Source organism: Pseudoduganella sp. R-43, assembly GCF_049913255.1.
Lineage (GTDB): Bacteria > Pseudomonadota > Gammaproteobacteria > Burkholderiales > Burkholderiaceae_D > Rugamonas.
In genome coordinates this window covers 6361010-6376981 of sequence record NZ_CP183988.1, presented here as the reverse complement: position 1 = coordinate 6376981, position 15972 = coordinate 6361010, and the positions used below count along the sequence as shown (strand labels likewise).

Below are 15972 nucleotides of genomic sequence, written 5' to 3'. Positions count from 1 at the left end.
CTTAGCGGCCAGCCAGTTGGCGGTCGTGCAGGCGGGTCAGCGTCAGCAGGGCGGCGATGCCCCCGATCAGGGCCATGAACATGTCCGACTGCGTATCCCACGGGTCGCCCTGGGTGCCGAGGAATTCGTCCGCGCCCTGGCCCAGCGCCACGGCAGCGCCCCATTCGATCAGCTCATAGGTCGCGCTGATCGCCAGCACGATGGAGAGCACGATAAAGGCCAGCATCTTCCCGGCCGGGAGGTGGCGGCCGCGCAGCAGGATTTCGCGCGCCACCATGACCAGTACGAAGCCCTGCGCAAAATGCCCGATCTTGTCGTAAGGGTTGCGCGACAGCCCGAACCAGTGCTGCAGGTCGAAGCCGAACGGCACCCGCGCATAGGTGTAGGCGCCGCCCACCATCAGGATCACGCAATGCACCGCAATCAGCACATACAGCAGGTCCGTCAGGCGGTAGCTGCGGTAAGTCGCTGCCATCAGCGGCAAGGCCACCAGCGCCGGCGCCACTTCCATCCACCAGGTCGCACGGTCATAAGGACCGATGCCCGACCAGGCCAATACCAAAAGAACAATGGCGCCCAGCGCCAGGTGCAAGGGGGAGATTGTTTTGTTCATATGCGAATAGTAACTCGAAAGCTGGCCCGGTTCTTGCTCGATTAGTAGCATGAGCCGCCCGTTACGCATCGTTTTGATTCACCCGCCGCACGAAAGTGAGGCACGCGCGCACGCCCTGCAGGCCGGGCTGGCGGAGGCGGGGTACGACCTTATCGCCTCGCTGCCGGCCGATTTCCACCTGCCCGAACACATCGCCCGCCTGCAGCCCGACATGATCATCGTCGACGCCGAATCGGATGCGCGCGACGTGCTTGAGCACATCGTCATCGCCACCCGCGACGAGCGCCGCCCCATCGTCATGTTCACCGAAGACGACAAGGCCGATTCCATGGAAGCGGCAATGGCGGCGGGGGTTTCCGCCTATGTGGTGGCGGGTTTGCAGCCCGAGCGCATCAAGCCCGTGCTGGACGTGGCGCTGGTGCGCTTCAAGCGCGAACAGAAGCTGCTGGACGAGCTGGAAGGCACCCGTCTCAAGCTGGCCGAGCGCAAGCTTCTCGACCGCGCCAAGGGCATCCTGATGGCGCGCCAGGGCCTGACCGAAGACCAGGCTTTCCAGAAGCTGCGCAGCATGGCCATGAACAAGAACCTGAAGCTCGCCGAACTGGCGCAGCGCATCCTGGACGCGGAGGATTTGCTTGGCTGATGCACCGTGATGGTGCATTCCCGGCAGGAGTGAAGTATGCAGATTGAAAAAGACATCGTCAGGATTGGCTTCAACCCGCTGACCGATTGCGCGTCGCTGGTGATGGCGTCCGTGCTTGGGCTGGACCGCAAGCACGGCATCCGCATCGTATTGAGCAAGGAAACGTCGTGGGCCGGCGTGCGCGACAAGCTGCTGAGCGGCGAACTCGATGCCGCCCATGCGCTGTACGGGCTTGTCTATGCAACTCACCTCGGCGTGGGCTCGGTGCGGCGCGACATGGCAATCTTGATGAATTTGAATCGCAACGGCCAGGCCATTACCCTGTCGCGCCGCCTGGCGGAGGAGGGCGTGCGCGACGGCGCCGCCGTTGCCGCCCTGTCGCACGAGCGTGAGCTGCGCTGGGCCCAGACCTTCCCGACCGGCACGCACGCCATGTGGCTGTACTACTGGCTGGCGGCGCATGGCGTGCATCCTTTGCGGGAAGCGCGCGTGATCACGGTGCCGCCATCGCAGATGGCGACCAACCTGGCGGCAGGGCATATGGACGGCTTCTGCGCCGGCGAACCGTGGAACCACCGCGCCGTGATGGACGGCGTGGGCGTCACCATCGCCACCAGCCAGCAGATCTGGCCCGACCATCCGGAAAAAGTACTGGCCACCACCGCCGATTTTGTGCGCCGCCACCCCAATACCGCGCGCGCCCTGGTTGCCGCCGTGCTGGAGGCCAGCCGCTGGATCGACGCCAGTTCCGCCAACCGCATGGCGATGGCCGAGATCATTTCCGCCATCCAGTACGTCAATACCGGCAAGGACGTGATCTGGCAGCGCATCCTCGGCCATTATGAAGACGGCATGGGACGCAGCTGGGAAGATGCGCACAGCATGCGCTTCCACCAGGAGGGTGCGGCCAATTTCCCTTACCTGTCGGACGGCATGTGGTTCATGACCCAGCAAAAACGCTGGGGCTTGCTCAAGGCCTCGCCCGACTACCTCGGCGTGGCCCTTAAGGTCCACCAGACCGCCTTGTATAAAGAGGCGGCCGAAATAACGGAGACTCCGATCCCCGCCAGCACCTTGCGCAGCTCGGTGTTCATCGACGGGACCACCTGGGATGGCAAGGACCCCGAGCGCTACGCCGGCTCCTTCGACATCCACATGTAGCGAAGGAGAATCCATGCAGGAACCGGCCAAGCCCCTGTCGGGCGAAGTATTCGGCGCTTTGATCAACCTGTCCGGCCGCCGCCGCTTTACCTCTCAAAGGCTGGTGCTGTATGCGGTGCTGGCGGCCCAGGGCCAGCCCGGCGCCGCCGCAACGGCGCAGGATGCGCTGAACCTGTTCCGCGAAGCGCACCACGTTCTCCTGAACGGCAGCGACACGCTGCCCGGCATTTTCTGCCCCGAGCTGCAGGAAGCCTACTACGGCAAGCCCGATGGCGCACGCCAGATCAAGGAGTTCATCGACCTGGCCCAGCGCGCGCTCGACCGGGGACGCGCCGGTCCAGCGCTGGAGCAACTAGTGGAAACGGCCACGCCCGTGCTGGCGGTCCTGAACCAGATTACCGCTATCTATGAAGAGCAGTCCAAGCAGCATGCGGTGCTGATGAAGAAACAACTGCGCGGCGTGATTACCGATATCGAAACAATTGCCCGGCAGGCAAAAATGGTCACCTTCAATGCACGCGTGGTGGCGGCACGGGCAGGCCACGCCGGGCGCGAATTTGCCGTGGTGGCCGGCGTGCTCTCGAATATCACGACGGAAATCGACGACATGGTGAAGGCCGCCCTGCAAGCGGCCAGTGCCTGAGCCGCGTGCGCTATTGCGGTGCACCATAGTTGGGCGCGGTGCACCGCGAGATGGCGAAATCGGCCCTCGGCAGGGCCCATTGACGCGCTTTTCCCCCTGCAAGGAGCTGGCACAGGTCTTGCAAAGCAATAGGTAAAGGGTCGGTCTAACGGAGGATCGGCAAAACCGGACAACGGCGTCCGCGCAGCGCTACCTTCGACACGATTCGATCGGCAGCGGCTGTGCGGACGCCTTTTTGTTTTCAGGGATAACGACATGGCCAAAGCGACCAGCATCAAACTGTTTTCGTTCTCAACGCCGCAGATGCGTGCCTTCCACCTCACGTGGATGGCCTTCTTCGTCTGCTTCTTCGCGTGGTTCGCCTGCGCGCCGCTGATGCCGGTGATTAAAGGCGAGTTCGGCCTGACCCCGGCGCAGATCGCCAATATCAATATCGCGGCAGTGGCGATCACCATCGTCGTGCGCCTGATCATCGGCCCGCTGTGCGACCGCTACGGCCCGCGCAAGGCCTACACCGGCCTGCTGCTGCTGGGTGCCATCCCTGTGCTGGGCGTGGCCGCTGCGCAGACCTATGAGAGCTTCCTGTTCTTCCGCCTCCTGATCGGCGCGGTCGGCGCCAGCTTCGTCATCACCCAATATCACACCTCGGTCATGTTTGCGCCGAACGTGGTCGGCACCGCCAACGCGGCCGCAGCTGGCTGGGGCAACGCCGGCGGCGGCGTGGTGCAGTCCACCATGCCGATGATCATGGCCGCCATGGTCATGCTGGGCGTGAACGAAACCATGGGCTGGCGCGCTGCCCTAGTGGTGCCAGGCGTGCTGATGCTGGTCATGGCCTTCGTCTACTACCGCTTCACCCAGGACTGCCCGGAAGGCAACTACGCCGACCTGCGCGCTGCCGGCGTCGAACTGGAAGGCGGCAAGAAGGGCGGCTGGTCGAGCTTCAAGCTGGCTGCTGCCAACTACCGTGTGTGGCTGCTGTTCATCACCTACGGCGCCTGCTTCGGCGTGGAGATCTTCATCCACAACATCGCCGCCACTTATTACGTCGACACCTTCAAGCTCACGCTGCCGCAAGCCGGCCTGGCGGCTGGCAGCTTCGGCCTGCTGGCGCTGTTTGCCCGCGCCCTGGGCGGCTATGTCTCGGACAAGGCAGCCGCCCGCGGCAGCCTGAATAGCCGCGTCACCCTGCTGTTCGCCATGATGATCGGCGAAGGCATCGGCCTGATGTTCTTCGCCAAGGCAGACAGCGTGACCCTCGCCGTGATCGCCATGCTGGTATTCGGCCTGTTCACCCACATGGCCTGCGGCGCGACGTATGCGCTGGTGCCTTTCGTCGACAAGCGCGCCCTGGGCGGCGTGGCCGGCATCATCGGCGCCGGCGGCAACGTAGGCGCGGTGGCAGCAGGCTTCCTGCTGAAAGGCATCGGCAATACCCAGCAAACCCTGTGGATCCTGGGTGTGTTCGTCGCCGTCTCCGCCCTGTGCGCGCTGGCCGCACGTTTCAGCGAATCCACCGTAAAAGAAAACGCCATTGCAGGAGCAGCAGCATGAAGAAGATCGTCGTCATCGGCCACGGCATGGTTGGCCACCAGTTCCTGAAATCCCTGCCGGCAGGCAGCGCGCAAGTCACCATCCTGTGCGAAGAACCGCGCCCGGCATATGACCGCGTGCACCTGTCGGAATTCTTCAGCGGCAAGAGCGCCGACGAGCTGTCCCTGGTGGAGCCGGGCTTCTTCGACCGCGACGACATGGTCCTGAAGCTGAACGGCCGTGCCGTCGCGATCGACCGCGCCGCACGCACCGTCACCAGCAACAGCGGCGAAGTGCTGGCCTACGACAAGCTGGTGATCGCCACCGGTTCTTTCCCCTTCGTGCCGCCGCTGGAAGGCAAGGACCGCAAGGACTGCTTCGTCTACCGCACCATCGAAGACCTGGAAGCCATGCAGGAATGCGGCGCCCGCTCGAAAACCGGCGTGGTGATCGGCGGCGGCCTGCTCGGCCTGGAGTGCGCCAAGGCGCTGAAGGACATGGGCCTGGAAACCCACGTCGTTGAATTTGCCCCGCGCCTGATGGCAGTGCAGGTCGACGATGGCGGCGGCCGCGTGTTGCGCAAGAAGATCGAAGACCTGGGCGTGACCGTCCACACCGGCAAGAACACCACCGCCATCGTGGACGGCGAGGCCGGCACCCACCGCATGCAGTTCGCCGACGGCACTTCGCTGGACGCCGACATGATCGTGTTCTCCGCCGGTATTCGCCCGCGCGACTACCTGGCACGCGAATGCGGCCTGGAAGTCGGTCCGCGCGGCGGCATCGCCATCAACAACCACTGCCAGACCAGCGATCCGGATGTGTACGCGATCGGCGAGTGCGCACTGTGGAACGGCATGGTGTACGGCCTGGTGGCACCGGGCTACGACATGGCCCGCGTTACCGCGCGCCACATCAGCGGCGACACCGAAGCTGAATTCACCGGCGCCGACATGAGCACCAAGCTGAAGCTGATGGGCGTGGACGTGGCCAGCATCGGCGATCCGCACGCCAAGGCGGAAGGTGCGCGCAGCTACCAATTTACCGATGAACGCAAGCAGGTCTACAAGAAGATCGTGGTCTCCGACTGCGGCAAGTACCTGCTGGGTGGCGTGATGGTGGGCGATGCCGGCGAATACGGCACCCTGCTGCAAATGATGCTGAACAAGATCGAATTGCCGGAAGCGCCGGAATTCCTGATCCTGCCGCAATCCGACGGCGCCGCCAAGCCGGGCTTGGGCGTGGATGCCCTGCCGGCCGGCGCCCAGATCTGCTCCTGCAACGACGTGTCGAAAGGCGCGATCTGCGAGGCTGTTGCAGGCGGCGCCACCAGCATCGGCGCCATCAAGCAGTGCTGCAACGCCGGCACCTCCTGCGGCGGCTGCGTGCCCCTGGTGACGCAGATCATGAAGGCCGAGATGAAGAAGCTGGGCATGGACGTGAACAACCACGTCTGCGAACACTTCCCGCATTCGCGCCAGGAACTGTTCCACCTGATCCGCGTCGGCCAGATCAAGTCCTTCGAAGACCTGCTGGCACGCCACGGCAAGGGCATGGGCTGTGATGTCTGCAAGCCGCTGGCGGCGAGCATCTTCGCCACCTGCTGGAACGATTTCGTGCTGAAGAAAGAGCACGCCAGCCTGCAGGATTCGAACGACTACTTCCTGGGCAATATCCAGAAAGATGGCACCTATTCGGTGGTGCCGCGCATGCCGGGCGGCGAAGTGACGCCGGAAGGCCTGATCGCCGTTGGCCGGGTGGCCAAGAAGTACGGCCTGTACACCAAGATTACTGGCGGCCAGCGTGTTGACCTGTTCGGCGCCCGCGTCGACCAGTTGCCCGCGATCTGGGAAGAACTGATCGAAGCCGGCTTCGAAACGGGCCACGCCTACGGCAAGTCGCTGCGTACCGTGAAGTCCTGCGTCGGCTCCACCTGGTGCCGCTATGGCGTCGGTGATTCGGTCGGCCTGGCGATTGAGCTGGAGAACCGCTACAAAGGCCTGCGCACCCCGCACAAGATCAAGTTCGGCGTGTCCGGCTGCACCCGCGAGTGCGCCGAAGCGCAGGGCAAGGACGTCGGCATCATCGCCACCGAGAAGGGCTGGAACCTGTACGTGTGCGGCAACGGCGGCATGAAGCCGCGCCATGCCGAGCTGCTCGCTTCCGACCTGGACAAGGCAACCCTGGTGGCCTACGTCGACCGCTTCCTGATGTTGTACAGCCGTACCGCCGACCGCCTGCAGCGCACCAGCACCTGGCGCGAGAACCTGGAAGGCGGCCTGGATTACCTGAAGGACGTGATCATCAACGACAAGCTGGGCATCAACGCCGAAATGGAAGAAGACATGCAGCGCGTGGTCGATACCTACGCCTGCGAGTGGAAGGAAGCCGTCAACAATCCTGAAACGCGCGCCCGCTTCCGCCACTTCGTCAACAGCCCGGAAGCAGACAGCAACGTGGTCTTCATGGAAGAGCGCGGCCAGATCCGCCCCGCCACTGTGGAAGAACGCAAGCGCATACCAATCAAAGCCATCGCATAAGGAGACTAGCCATGCATCGTGACCAATCCGCCTCCGCCTGGACCGCCATCTGCGACGTTGACCAGATCGTCCCGAACACCGGTGTCTGCGCCTTGCTGCAGGGCCAGCAGGTCGCCGTGTTCCACCTGAACGACGGCAGCGAGCCGCGCGTCTTCGCCATCGGCAACTACGATCCGAACTCGGACGCCTCCGTGCTGTCGCGCGGCCTGGTCGGCAACCTGGGCGAGCGCCTCGTCGTTGCCTCGCCGATCTACAAGCACCATTTCGACCTGCAGACCGGTGAATGCCTGGAAGCGCCGGAACACTCGGTGCCGACCTGGCCCGCACGCATCGAAGGCGGAAAGGTCTGGGTCGGGGCATGAAACCCGCGCTGGTTGTCATCGGCAACGGCATGGCCGGCATGCGCACGGTCGAGGAGCTGCTCAAGCTCGCGCCGGACATGTACGACATCACCGTCTTTGGCGCCGAACCGCACGGCAACTACAACCGCATCCTGTTGTCGCCGGTGCTGGCGGGCGAAAAGACGGTCGACGACATCATGCTGAACACCCGCGAGTGGTACGAACAGAACCGCATCACCCTGCACGCCGGCGACGCGGTCGAATTCATCGACCGCAAGCGCCGCCTGGTGCGCGCCCGTTCCGGCCTCGAGGTGCGCTATGACCGCCTGCTGATCGCGACCGGCTCGCGCCCGTTCATCATCCCGGTGCCGGGCCATGAGCTGCCTGGCGTGCTGGCCTTCCGAGACATCAACGACGTCGAACAGATGCTGGAGGCGGCGCGCAATCACCGTCACGCAGTCGTTATCGGTGGCGGCCTGCTCGGCCTGGAAGCAGCCAATGGCCTGCAGCGCCAGGGCATGCAGGTCACCGTCGTGCACGTGACTGACTCGCTGATGAACCAGCAACTGGACAAGCCTGCTGCACAACTGCTGCAAAAGGCGCTGGAAGCGAAGGGCCTGGCCTTCCGCATGGAAGCGCAGACCAGCGAAATCGTCGGCCCCGACCGCGTGACCGCCGTGCGCTTTGCCGACGGCAGCGAAATCCCGGCCGACCTGGTGGTGATGACCGCCGGCGTACGCCCGAATATCGAACTGGCCAAGCGCAGCGGCCTGCATTGCGAACGCGCCATTGTGGTGGACGATACGCTGCAAAGCTTCGATCCGCGCATTTACGCCGTGGGCGAATGCGTGCAGCACCGCCGCGCCACCTTCGGCCTGGTGGCGCCGATCTGGGAACAGGCGCGCGTCTGCGCCGCCCACCTGGCAGGCAATGGCCACCGCCGTTACGTGCAGCAGGTAACGCCGACCCGCCTGAAGGTGACCGGCGTCGACCTGTACTCGGTTGGCGACTTCATCGGCGGTGAAGGCAGCGAGGACCTGGTGCTGCGAGACCCGCGGCGCGGCGTCTACAAGCGCCTGGTGCTCGACGGCGGCCGCATCACCGGCGCCGTGCTGTATGGCGACGTGCAGGACGGCCCCTGGTACTTTGACCTGATCCAGAACCGCACCGACATTTCGTCGATGCGCAACCATCTTTTGTTTGGGCAGGCGCTTTGCGCGCAGGCTGCGTGAATTCATGATTAAGACGACGTGCGCCTATTGTGGTGTGGGTTGCGGTGTCACGGCGACGCCGCGTGCGGAAGGCGGGTTCGAGATTGCCGGCGATGCCGCGCATCCCGCCAACCAGGGGCGCTTGTGCGTGAAGGGCTCGGCGCTGGGTGAGACGATCGGCCTCGAAGGACGGCTGCTTTATCCGATGATGCGCGAGCGGGGCGGCGATGGCTCGCTGCAGCGCGTAGCCTGGGGGGAGGCGCTGGACCATGTGGCCGATAAATGGAGCGCCATCATCGACGAACACGGCCCTGATGCCGTGGCCTTCTACGTCTCCGGCCAGTTGCTGACCGAGGACTACTACGTCGCCAACAAGCTGATTAAAGGCTATATCGGCAGCGCCAACATCGATACCAATTCCCGCCTGTGCATGTCGTCCGCCGTGGCAGGCCACAAACGGGCCTTCGGCGAAGACGTGGTGCCGGTCAACTACGAGGACATCGACCACGCCGACATGGTGGTGCTGGTCGGCTCCAACCTGGCCTGGTGCCACCCGATCCTGTTCCAGCGCCTGACGCGCGCCAAGGAAGCGCGCCCGAATCTGAAGATCGTCGTGGTCGACCCGCGCCGCACCGCCACCTGCGAGCTGGCCGACCTGCACCTGCCAATCAAGCCGGGAACCGACGTCTGGCTCTTCAATGGCCTGCTGGGTTACCTGTCGCGCATCGGTGCCGTCGATCCGGAGTTCGTGGCCGCTCATACCAACGGCCTGGAAGACGCTTTGGCAGTGGCCACGCTGACGCCGGAAGAGGTCGCGCGCGCATGCCGCCTCAACCTGCAGGACCTGATGGAGTTCTACGAATCCTTCGCCGCGACGGCGAAAGTGATCACCGGCTTCTCGATGGGCGTCAACCAGTCCAGCGCCGGCACCGACAAGGTGAACAGCATCATCAACTGCCACCTGATCGGCGGCCGCATCGGCAAGCAGGGCATGGGCCCGTTCTCCATCACCGGCCAGCCCAACGCCATGGGCGGCCGCGAAGTGGGCGGCCTGGCCAATATGCTGGCAGCGCACATGGACCTGGACAACGCCGCGCACCGCGACGCCGTGCAGACATTCTGGGAATCGCCTCGCATTGCATCGAAGCCCGGCCTGAAGGCCGTCGACCTGTTCGAAGCCATTGAAGCCGGACGCGTGAAGGCGGTGTGGGTGATCGCCACCAACCCGGTGGTCAGCCTGCCAAACGCCGACCAGGTGCGCCGCGCGCTGGAGCGCTGCGAACTGGTTGTGGTGTCCGACGTGGTGCGAGATACCGACACCAATGCCTACGCCGACGTCCTGCTGCCCGCGTTGGCCTGGGGCGAAAAGGACGGCACGGTCACCAACTCCGAGCGCCGCATCTCGCGTCAGCGCGCCTTCCTGCTTGCGCCGGGCGAGGCGAGGGCGGACTGGCTGATCCTGTCGCAGTTCGCGCTGCGCATGGGCTACGATGGCTTTGGCTACTCCAGCGCCGCCGAGATCTTCACCGAACATGCTCGCCTGAGCGCCTGGCGCAATAGCGACAGCGAACTGCCGCGCGCCTTCAACATCGGCGGTCTTGCCACGCTGGGTGAAGCGGCCTACGATGCACTGCAGCCGACGCAATGGCCGGCGATTGCATCCACCGACGCACCGCCAGCCAGCCGCCCATTCGCGGATGGCCGCTTCTCGCACGCCGACGGCCGCGCGCGTTTCGTCGCCACAGTGCCGCGCGCACCGGCCAACCTGCCGGACGGCGAATTCCCGATCACCCTCAACACCGGCCGCGTGCGCGACCACTGGCACACAATGACCCGCACCGGCCGCGCACCGAAGCTGGCCGACCATATCCCGGAATCCTTCATCGACATGCACCCGCAGGATGCACTGCTGTGCGGTGTGAAGGAAGGCGAGCTGGCGCGCGTCACCAGCCAATGGGGTAGCATGATCGCCCGCGTCCAGCACGGCGGCGGCATTGCTCGCGGCAGCGTCTTCGTGCCGATTCACTGGAACAACCAGACCGCTTCCGACGCCCGCGTCGGAGCCGTGGTGAATCCTGTGGTCGACCCAGTCTCCGGCGAGCCGGAGTTCAAGCACACGCCCGTGATGGTCGACCGCTTCCCGGTCAAATGGCACGGCTTTATCCTGAGCCGCGAAGGGCTGGAGCTTGATGCACTGGCCTACTGGACCAAGGTGCAGGGCAAGGACTTCCAGCGCTACGAACTGGCCGGCCGCAATGCGATCGAAGATTTCGGCACCTGGGCGCGCCAGCTGCTCGGCATCCAGGACGACGATGCCGACTGGCTGGAATACGCCGACCGCACCTCCGGTGTATTCCGCGCCGTGCACCTGGTCGACGACCGCATTGCGCAGTGCATCTTCATCTCGGCCCGCCCGGACCTGCCGGCCCGCCAATGGCTGGCCAGCCTGTTCGACAAGGCGCAACTGGAACTGGCCGACCGCGCAGCGCTGCTGGCTGGCCGCCCGATTGCGGCAGGCGCCGACACTGGGCCAACGGTATGCTCCTGCTTCGGCGTCGGCCGCAATACGATCTGCAAAGCGATCCGCGAGCAGAACCTGACTACGCCGGCACAGATCACCGCCTGTGTGAAAGCCGGCGGGAATTGCGGTTCCTGCGTGCCGGAGCTGAAGAAACTGCTGAGCGAAGTACGCGTGGAGGAAACCGCGTAAAACCCGCCCGTGGTAGAGTTGTTATGGGAGCGCATCATGGCAATCCGTGACAACTTTACCTACACGGACATGGATGAGTGGCTCAACGATAAACGGGTCACCGAAATTGAATGTCTGGTGCCGGACCTGACCGGCGTCGCACGCGGCAAGATACTGCCGAGGGCTAAATTCACCGAAGTACGGGGCATGCGCATCCCGGAGGCCGTGCTCGGCATGACCGTCACCGGCAATTCGCCGCAAGACGATGCCGCCTACGACCGCGCCATCTCGCCCACCGACCGCGACATGGTGCTGAAGGCCGACCCCAGCACCATCACCATGGTGCCCTGGGCTGCCGACCCCACAGCACAAGTCATCCACGATTGCTACTTCGCCGATGGCCGCCTGGTCGACTTCGCGCCACGCTCCGTGCTGCGGCGCGTGCTCAAGCTGTACGAAGACAAGGGCTGGTGCCCCATCGTAGCGCCCGAGCTGGAGTTCTACCTGACCGACAAGAACTCCGACCCCGACCTGCCGCTAAAGGCGCCCATCGGCCGCAGCGGCCGCGCCGAAACCAGCCGTCAGGTCTACAGCATCGACGCGGTGAATGAATTCGACCCGCTGTTCGAAGACATCTACGACTACTGTGACATGATGGGACTCGACGTCGACACGCTGATCCATGAAATCGGCGCCGGCCAGATGGAAATCAACTTCCTGCACGGCGAACCGCTGGGCCTTGCCGACAATGTGTTTTATTTCAAGCGCACGCTGCGCGAAGCCGCCATCAAGCACCACATGTACGCCACCTTCATGGCCAAGCCCATGGCTGGCGAGCCCGGATCAGCGATGCACGTACACCAGAGCGTACTCGATGCACGCACGCGCAAGAACATCTTCAGCGACGCCGACGGCGCACCGTCGCAACTGTTCAAGTTCTACATCGGCGGCCTGCAGCGCTACATGCCCGCCGCGCTGGCGATCGCCGCGCCGTATGTGAATTCCTACCGCCGGCTTGTGCGGCACACGGCCGCACCGATCAATATCCAATGGGGCACCGACAACCGCACGGTAGGCTTCCGCGTGCCGGAATCGGGCGTGCAGGACCGGCGCATTGAAAACCGCATCATCGGCGCCGACGCCAATCCCTACCTCGCGCTGGCGGTCACGCTGGCCTGTGGCTACCTCGGCATGACCGAACGGATCGAACCCACCGCGCCAACGTCCGGCAGCGCTTATGATATGAAGTACGAACTGCCGCAAGGCTTGCCCGAAGCACTGCGCGCGCTACGGGCGGAAGAAAAGCTGCACCAGGTGTTGGGCGAGCGTTTCATCGACGTCTACGCCGCTGTGAAAGAACTCGAGCACCAGGAATTCATGCGCGTGATCAGCCCCTGGGAGCGCGAGCACCTCCTCCTGCACGTCTAGCAGCAAATCGCAAAGCCAAAAGAATCGCAGACAGTAGCCCTGGCGGGTCTGACCCTATGGGTCGGACCCTGGTTTACCGGTTTTCAAAGCATTGACCGCCTTCTAAAGCTAATGCTATATTCCGCCTTGTCGGAAAAGGCAGACTTGGTTTGGTAAGCCCAAGTCCTTTCGGTAACGAAAGCTCTGGTCTTTGGCCCTTGCATGAGATCCCCGCGACGAATATTTGACGCCACCTGGCGTCCAATTGTTCGTCCGTGCGGAGTCCAAGCTAGGAAACGCTCCGGTCGAACATCGACAAAGGAGCCTCGACATGCATACCCCCAAACTCAATTCCCACGACGTCCTGATTGCAGGCGCTGGTCCTGTTGGCCTGTTTCTCGCCTGCGAGTTGCGCATGGCCGGCAGCTCAGTGCTCATCCTGGAGCAGGCGCAAGAGCCATACAGCCCGCTGAAGGAACTCCCATTCGGGCTGCGTGGCCTTACCGTACCGACCATCGAAAGCCTGGACCGCCGCGACCTGCTGCGTCCAATCGAGGAGCGTGCAGTCAGCCGCGACGCGCCGGCCGCCGCGCACTGGTTGCAGCAGCCGCGCCGTCCCGCAGGTCACTTCGCCGGCATCCAATTTTTCCACGACCAGGTTGACAGCATGCAGTGGCAGTACCGTCTGCCGGGGCAGGTCAGCACTGTCGCTACAGACATGGCAAGTATCGAAGCGGTTCTCGCTGCGCGCGCGAACAAGCTGGGCGTCGAGATATTGCGAGGTTACGGCGTAGAAGATTTCAAGCAGTCCGAAGCTGGCGTAACTGTCTTCGCAGGAGGCCGCGAGTTTCGAGGGCAGTGGCTTGTCGGCTGCGACGGGGGCCGCAGCGCGGTGCGCAAGTTGGCGCGAATCGGGTTTAGCGGCACTGATCCTGAGTTCACAGGCTACTCGGCCAAGGTCACGCTTGCTGAACCGGGCATTCTCAAACCCGGCCGCCATTACACGGCGACAGGAATGTATGTCTACGCAGCACCCGGCACGCTCGGCATGGTCGACTTTGACGGAGGCGCTTTCCATCGCACCGTTCCAATCACGCGAGAGCATGTCGAGACTGTGCTACGCAAGGTTTCCGGCGCCGACGTCAGGGTAACGGAGCTCGAACTTGCCGCTACCTGGACCGACCGCGCTTACCAGGCAACGGAATACAAGAAAGACCGTGTGCTGTTGGCCGGCGACGCAGCGCACATACATTCGCCGCTTGGCGGGCAGGGGCTGAACCTCGGGCTTGGCGACGCAATGAACCTGGGCTGGAAGCTTGCAGCGACATTGCATGGAACCGCTCCAGCCGATCTGCTTGACAGTTACGAACGCGAACGGCATCCGGAAGGCGCACGAATCCTCGACTGGTCCCGTGCGCAGGTAGGATTGATGCGTCCTGGCCCGAGTTCGCGTGCGCTGGAAGCGATCATCCGCGACTTGATTCAGACGAATGATGGCGCGACCTATTTCGCCGGACGTGTTTGGGGCGTCGAAACCCGCTACGATCTCGGAGACGCTCACCCGCTGGCTGGCCGTAGCGCGCCAGATTTCGAGCTTGCCGACGGAACGAGGCTGAACATGCACCTTCGAAAAGGGCAGGGGGTTTTGCTCGACTTCGACGGGGACGACTCGCTCAAGGAGATTGCCGCTCGCTGGGGCGATAGCATTCGCTACGTCGCGAGTTCCGCAAAGGAGCGACTGGATTTAAGCGCGCTGTTGATACGTCCTGACGGTATCGTTGCCTGGGCCAGCGACTCCTCCAGCAAAAGAAGCAACGCTGCTGCCATTGCAGCCAGATGGTTTGGCAAACCATGAATATGATTCACCCATTTTCTTACAAGACCTGCGCAAACAATTTCAGACGAAGCTACCTGGATTAATGAACTTCCCCTTGAATGTCAGCTTCGATTCCTGGCCAGGCTAAGCTTGAACCTCACAGTAGCTGGACGAAATAGTTATGAGGTAGGTACAAATGAGCTTACTCATCCTTCTGAGCTTCGAAGGGTGAATGAAATTCAGCATCGAGTAACGGCCTGTCTGTCGCAACTTTTGAATGGCGATTGCCCTGACGGCTTCGTAGCCTCAATGGCGAGCCTGGTACTGGCAAGCCAGCACGTTGAATTGGATAGCCTGCTGCAATATAGCTGGGCTGAAGCAAAAAACCGATCGATCCCGATGGCGGCACATTGACGCTGGCCTGCACCTTCAACCACGTAATGTCCACGGGTAACGAAAGCACATCGGTGAAATCCGACAGGTAGACTGCGAAATAATTGCGAAAGTGTTACTGATTTGATGCAAGCGAGGACAACTTTGCGGTTATTGCGCTGGGGCGCGCTGACAGCCCCCAACCCATACCTGTCGAGGTCCACCAATGAACGTCTTGCATATCGTGCGGAAGGAATTGCTCGGTACCGCGCTTGCCGCTGCCTGCGGCATGGCGGCGGCCGATCCTAGTGTCGTCGCGGAGTCTCAAATCAGCAATCTGCAGTTTGGCGTGATCGACTTGACGCCGAGCGATGGCCAAGCAGCCGGCATTACCATCAATGGAGAGGAAGGCATGGTCAGCCGCTACCTTGTCGACCGCAGTCCCGGTGGGCTGGAACGCCATGACATCCGCTCAATCTCCAAGGGGATGAGCGAAACGGTCTTTTACACCTCTGGCCCGTCGTTCGCGGGATTCTCTTATGATCAGGTGGGCAGCATGAAAGCTGGCATCGCCGCGTATGACAACCTGGCCGTCGGGGGAGATACCGGTGCGTCCGTTTTCCGTAACTATACCGTTACTATCGCGCCGCACAGCGTGCTCACAGTACGCGGTGAAGCCTCCACCTCCATCGCCAGAACGGACGTGGGGACCTACGATTCCCTCGGTTACGTCTCTGCCGCCGCCCTGATCAAGACGTGGGAGGGAACTTTCACCGTGTTCCGCCACTTCGTGGATACCGCCCCTGACAGCGGCGGGGACAGTTGGTCCGAGAATTTTTTCCTGATGTATGCGAACCCCTCGGACGGCGACATGAAGGTGCTGGTCGATACCTACGTGGCCGCCGCGGGCATGATCGTTTCATCGATTCCTGAGCCTTCGGCTTATGCGATGTTTGCCGTGGGCTTGATGCTGTTGGGCGCACTGCGCCGACAATCGTGCTGA

At 63.2% G+C, this 15972-nt stretch carries 12 protein-coding genes; 11 read left to right on the top strand and 1 reads right to left on the bottom strand.

The features are described from left to right. Window position 1: 1 nt before the first annotated feature. Window positions 2-613 (bottom strand): DUF2238 domain-containing protein, encoded by a 612-nt coding sequence (locus tag ACN9M3_RS29195; protein ID WP_426319450.1) that lies wholly within the window; start codon window positions 611-613, stop codon window positions 2-4. A gap of 49 nt (window positions 614-662) precedes the next feature. On the opposite strand from ACN9M3_RS29195, the gene ACN9M3_RS29190 reads away from it, so the two are divergent. From ACN9M3_RS29190 to ACN9M3_RS29140, 11 genes are all read left to right on the top strand, one after another. Next, window positions 663-1256, top strand: a complete 594-nt coding sequence (locus ACN9M3_RS29190; protein ID WP_426319449.1) for an ANTAR domain-containing response regulator — start codon at window positions 663-665, stop codon at window positions 1254-1256. A gap of 36 nt (window positions 1257-1292) precedes the next feature. Then, on the top strand, window positions 1293-2417 hold the full coding sequence (locus tag ACN9M3_RS29185; RefSeq protein WP_426319448.1) for a CmpA/NrtA family ABC transporter substrate-binding protein: 1125 nt from the start codon (window positions 1293-1295) through the stop codon (window positions 2415-2417). Between the two features lie 13 nt (window positions 2418-2430). After that, window positions 2431-3060, top strand: a complete 630-nt coding sequence (locus ACN9M3_RS29180; protein ID WP_426319447.1) for a methyl-accepting chemotaxis protein — start codon at window positions 2431-2433, stop codon at window positions 3058-3060. A 255-nt stretch (window positions 3061-3315) separates the two neighbouring features. Beyond that, window positions 3316-4614 carry an MFS transporter gene (locus tag ACN9M3_RS29175; RefSeq protein ID WP_426319446.1) on the top strand — a complete coding sequence of 433 codons (1299 nt, stop codon included), beginning with the start codon at window positions 3316-3318 and terminating at the stop codon, window positions 4612-4614. After that, on the top strand, window positions 4611-7133 hold the full coding sequence (gene nirB, locus ACN9M3_RS29170; RefSeq protein ID WP_426319445.1) for a nitrite reductase large subunit NirB: 2523 nt from the start codon (window positions 4611-4613) through the stop codon (window positions 7131-7133). The genes ACN9M3_RS29175 and nirB overlap by 4 nt, the downstream gene beginning before the upstream one ends. Before the next feature lie 11 nt (window positions 7134-7144). Further along, the gene (gene nirD, locus ACN9M3_RS29165) at window positions 7145-7495 is read left to right on the top strand and encodes a nitrite reductase small subunit NirD (RefSeq protein ID WP_426165471.1); all 351 of its coding nucleotides are present in this window, start codon (window positions 7145-7147) and stop codon (window positions 7493-7495) included. Then, on the top strand, window positions 7492-8706 hold the full coding sequence (locus ACN9M3_RS29160) for an NAD(P)/FAD-dependent oxidoreductase (protein WP_426165469.1): 1215 nt from the start codon (window positions 7492-7494) through the stop codon (window positions 8704-8706). The genes nirD and ACN9M3_RS29160 overlap by 4 nt, the downstream gene beginning before the upstream one ends. Window positions 8707-8710: 4 nt before the next feature. Continuing rightward, a complete protein-coding gene (locus tag ACN9M3_RS29155) occupies window positions 8711-11395 on the top strand; it encodes a molybdopterin-dependent oxidoreductase (RefSeq protein WP_426165467.1) in 2685 nt (894 codons plus the stop codon). A gap of 36 nt (window positions 11396-11431) precedes the next feature. After that, window positions 11432-12802, top strand: coding sequence for a glutamine synthetase family protein (locus ACN9M3_RS29150; protein ID WP_426165465.1), 1371 nt, complete (start codon window positions 11432-11434; stop codon window positions 12800-12802). Window positions 12803-13112: 310 nt separating this feature from the next. Continuing rightward, complete coding sequence (locus ACN9M3_RS29145) at window positions 13113-14636, top strand: FAD-dependent monooxygenase (protein WP_426165463.1); 1524 nt, start codon at window positions 13113-13115, stop codon at window positions 14634-14636. A 559-nt stretch (window positions 14637-15195) separates the two neighbouring features. Beyond that, window positions 15196-15972: a PEP-CTERM sorting domain-containing protein gene (locus tag ACN9M3_RS29140; RefSeq protein ID WP_426165461.1), complete on the top strand. Its 777-nt coding sequence runs from the start codon at window positions 15196-15198 to the stop codon at window positions 15970-15972.

Excerpts from the sequence above, each read along its gene's own strand:
- ACN9M3_RS29195 (WP_426319450.1), bottom strand. The coding sequence starts at position 613 with ATGAACAAAACAATCTCCCCCTTGCACCTGGCGCTGGGCGCCATTGTT.
- ACN9M3_RS29145 (WP_426165463.1), top strand. The coding sequence starts at position 13,113 with ATGCATACCCCCAAACTCAATTCCCACGACGTCCTGATTGCAGGCGCT.
- ACN9M3_RS29175 (WP_426319446.1), top strand. The coding sequence starts at position 3,316 with ATGGCCAAAGCGACCAGCATCAAACTGTTTTCGTTCTCAACGCCGCAG.
- ACN9M3_RS29160 (WP_426165469.1), top strand. The coding sequence starts at position 7,492 with ATGAAACCCGCGCTGGTTGTCATCGGCAACGGCATGGCCGGCATGCGC.
- ACN9M3_RS29140 (WP_426165461.1), top strand. The coding sequence starts at position 15,196 with ATGAACGTCTTGCATATCGTGCGGAAGGAATTGCTCGGTACCGCGCTT.
- nirD (WP_426165471.1), top strand. The coding sequence starts at position 7,145 with ATGCATCGTGACCAATCCGCCTCCGCCTGGACCGCCATCTGCGACGTT.
- ACN9M3_RS29185 (WP_426319448.1), top strand. The coding sequence starts at position 1,293 with ATGCAGATTGAAAAAGACATCGTCAGGATTGGCTTCAACCCGCTGACC.
- ACN9M3_RS29190 (WP_426319449.1), top strand. The coding sequence starts at position 663 with ATGAGCCGCCCGTTACGCATCGTTTTGATTCACCCGCCGCACGAAAGT.
- ACN9M3_RS29150 (WP_426165465.1), top strand. The coding sequence starts at position 11,432 with ATGGCAATCCGTGACAACTTTACCTACACGGACATGGATGAGTGGCTC.
- ACN9M3_RS29180 (WP_426319447.1), top strand. The coding sequence starts at position 2,431 with ATGCAGGAACCGGCCAAGCCCCTGTCGGGCGAAGTATTCGGCGCTTTG.
- nirB (WP_426319445.1), top strand. The coding sequence starts at position 4,611 with ATGAAGAAGATCGTCGTCATCGGCCACGGCATGGTTGGCCACCAGTTC.
- ACN9M3_RS29155 (WP_426165467.1), top strand. The coding sequence starts at position 8,711 with ATGATTAAGACGACGTGCGCCTATTGTGGTGTGGGTTGCGGTGTCACG.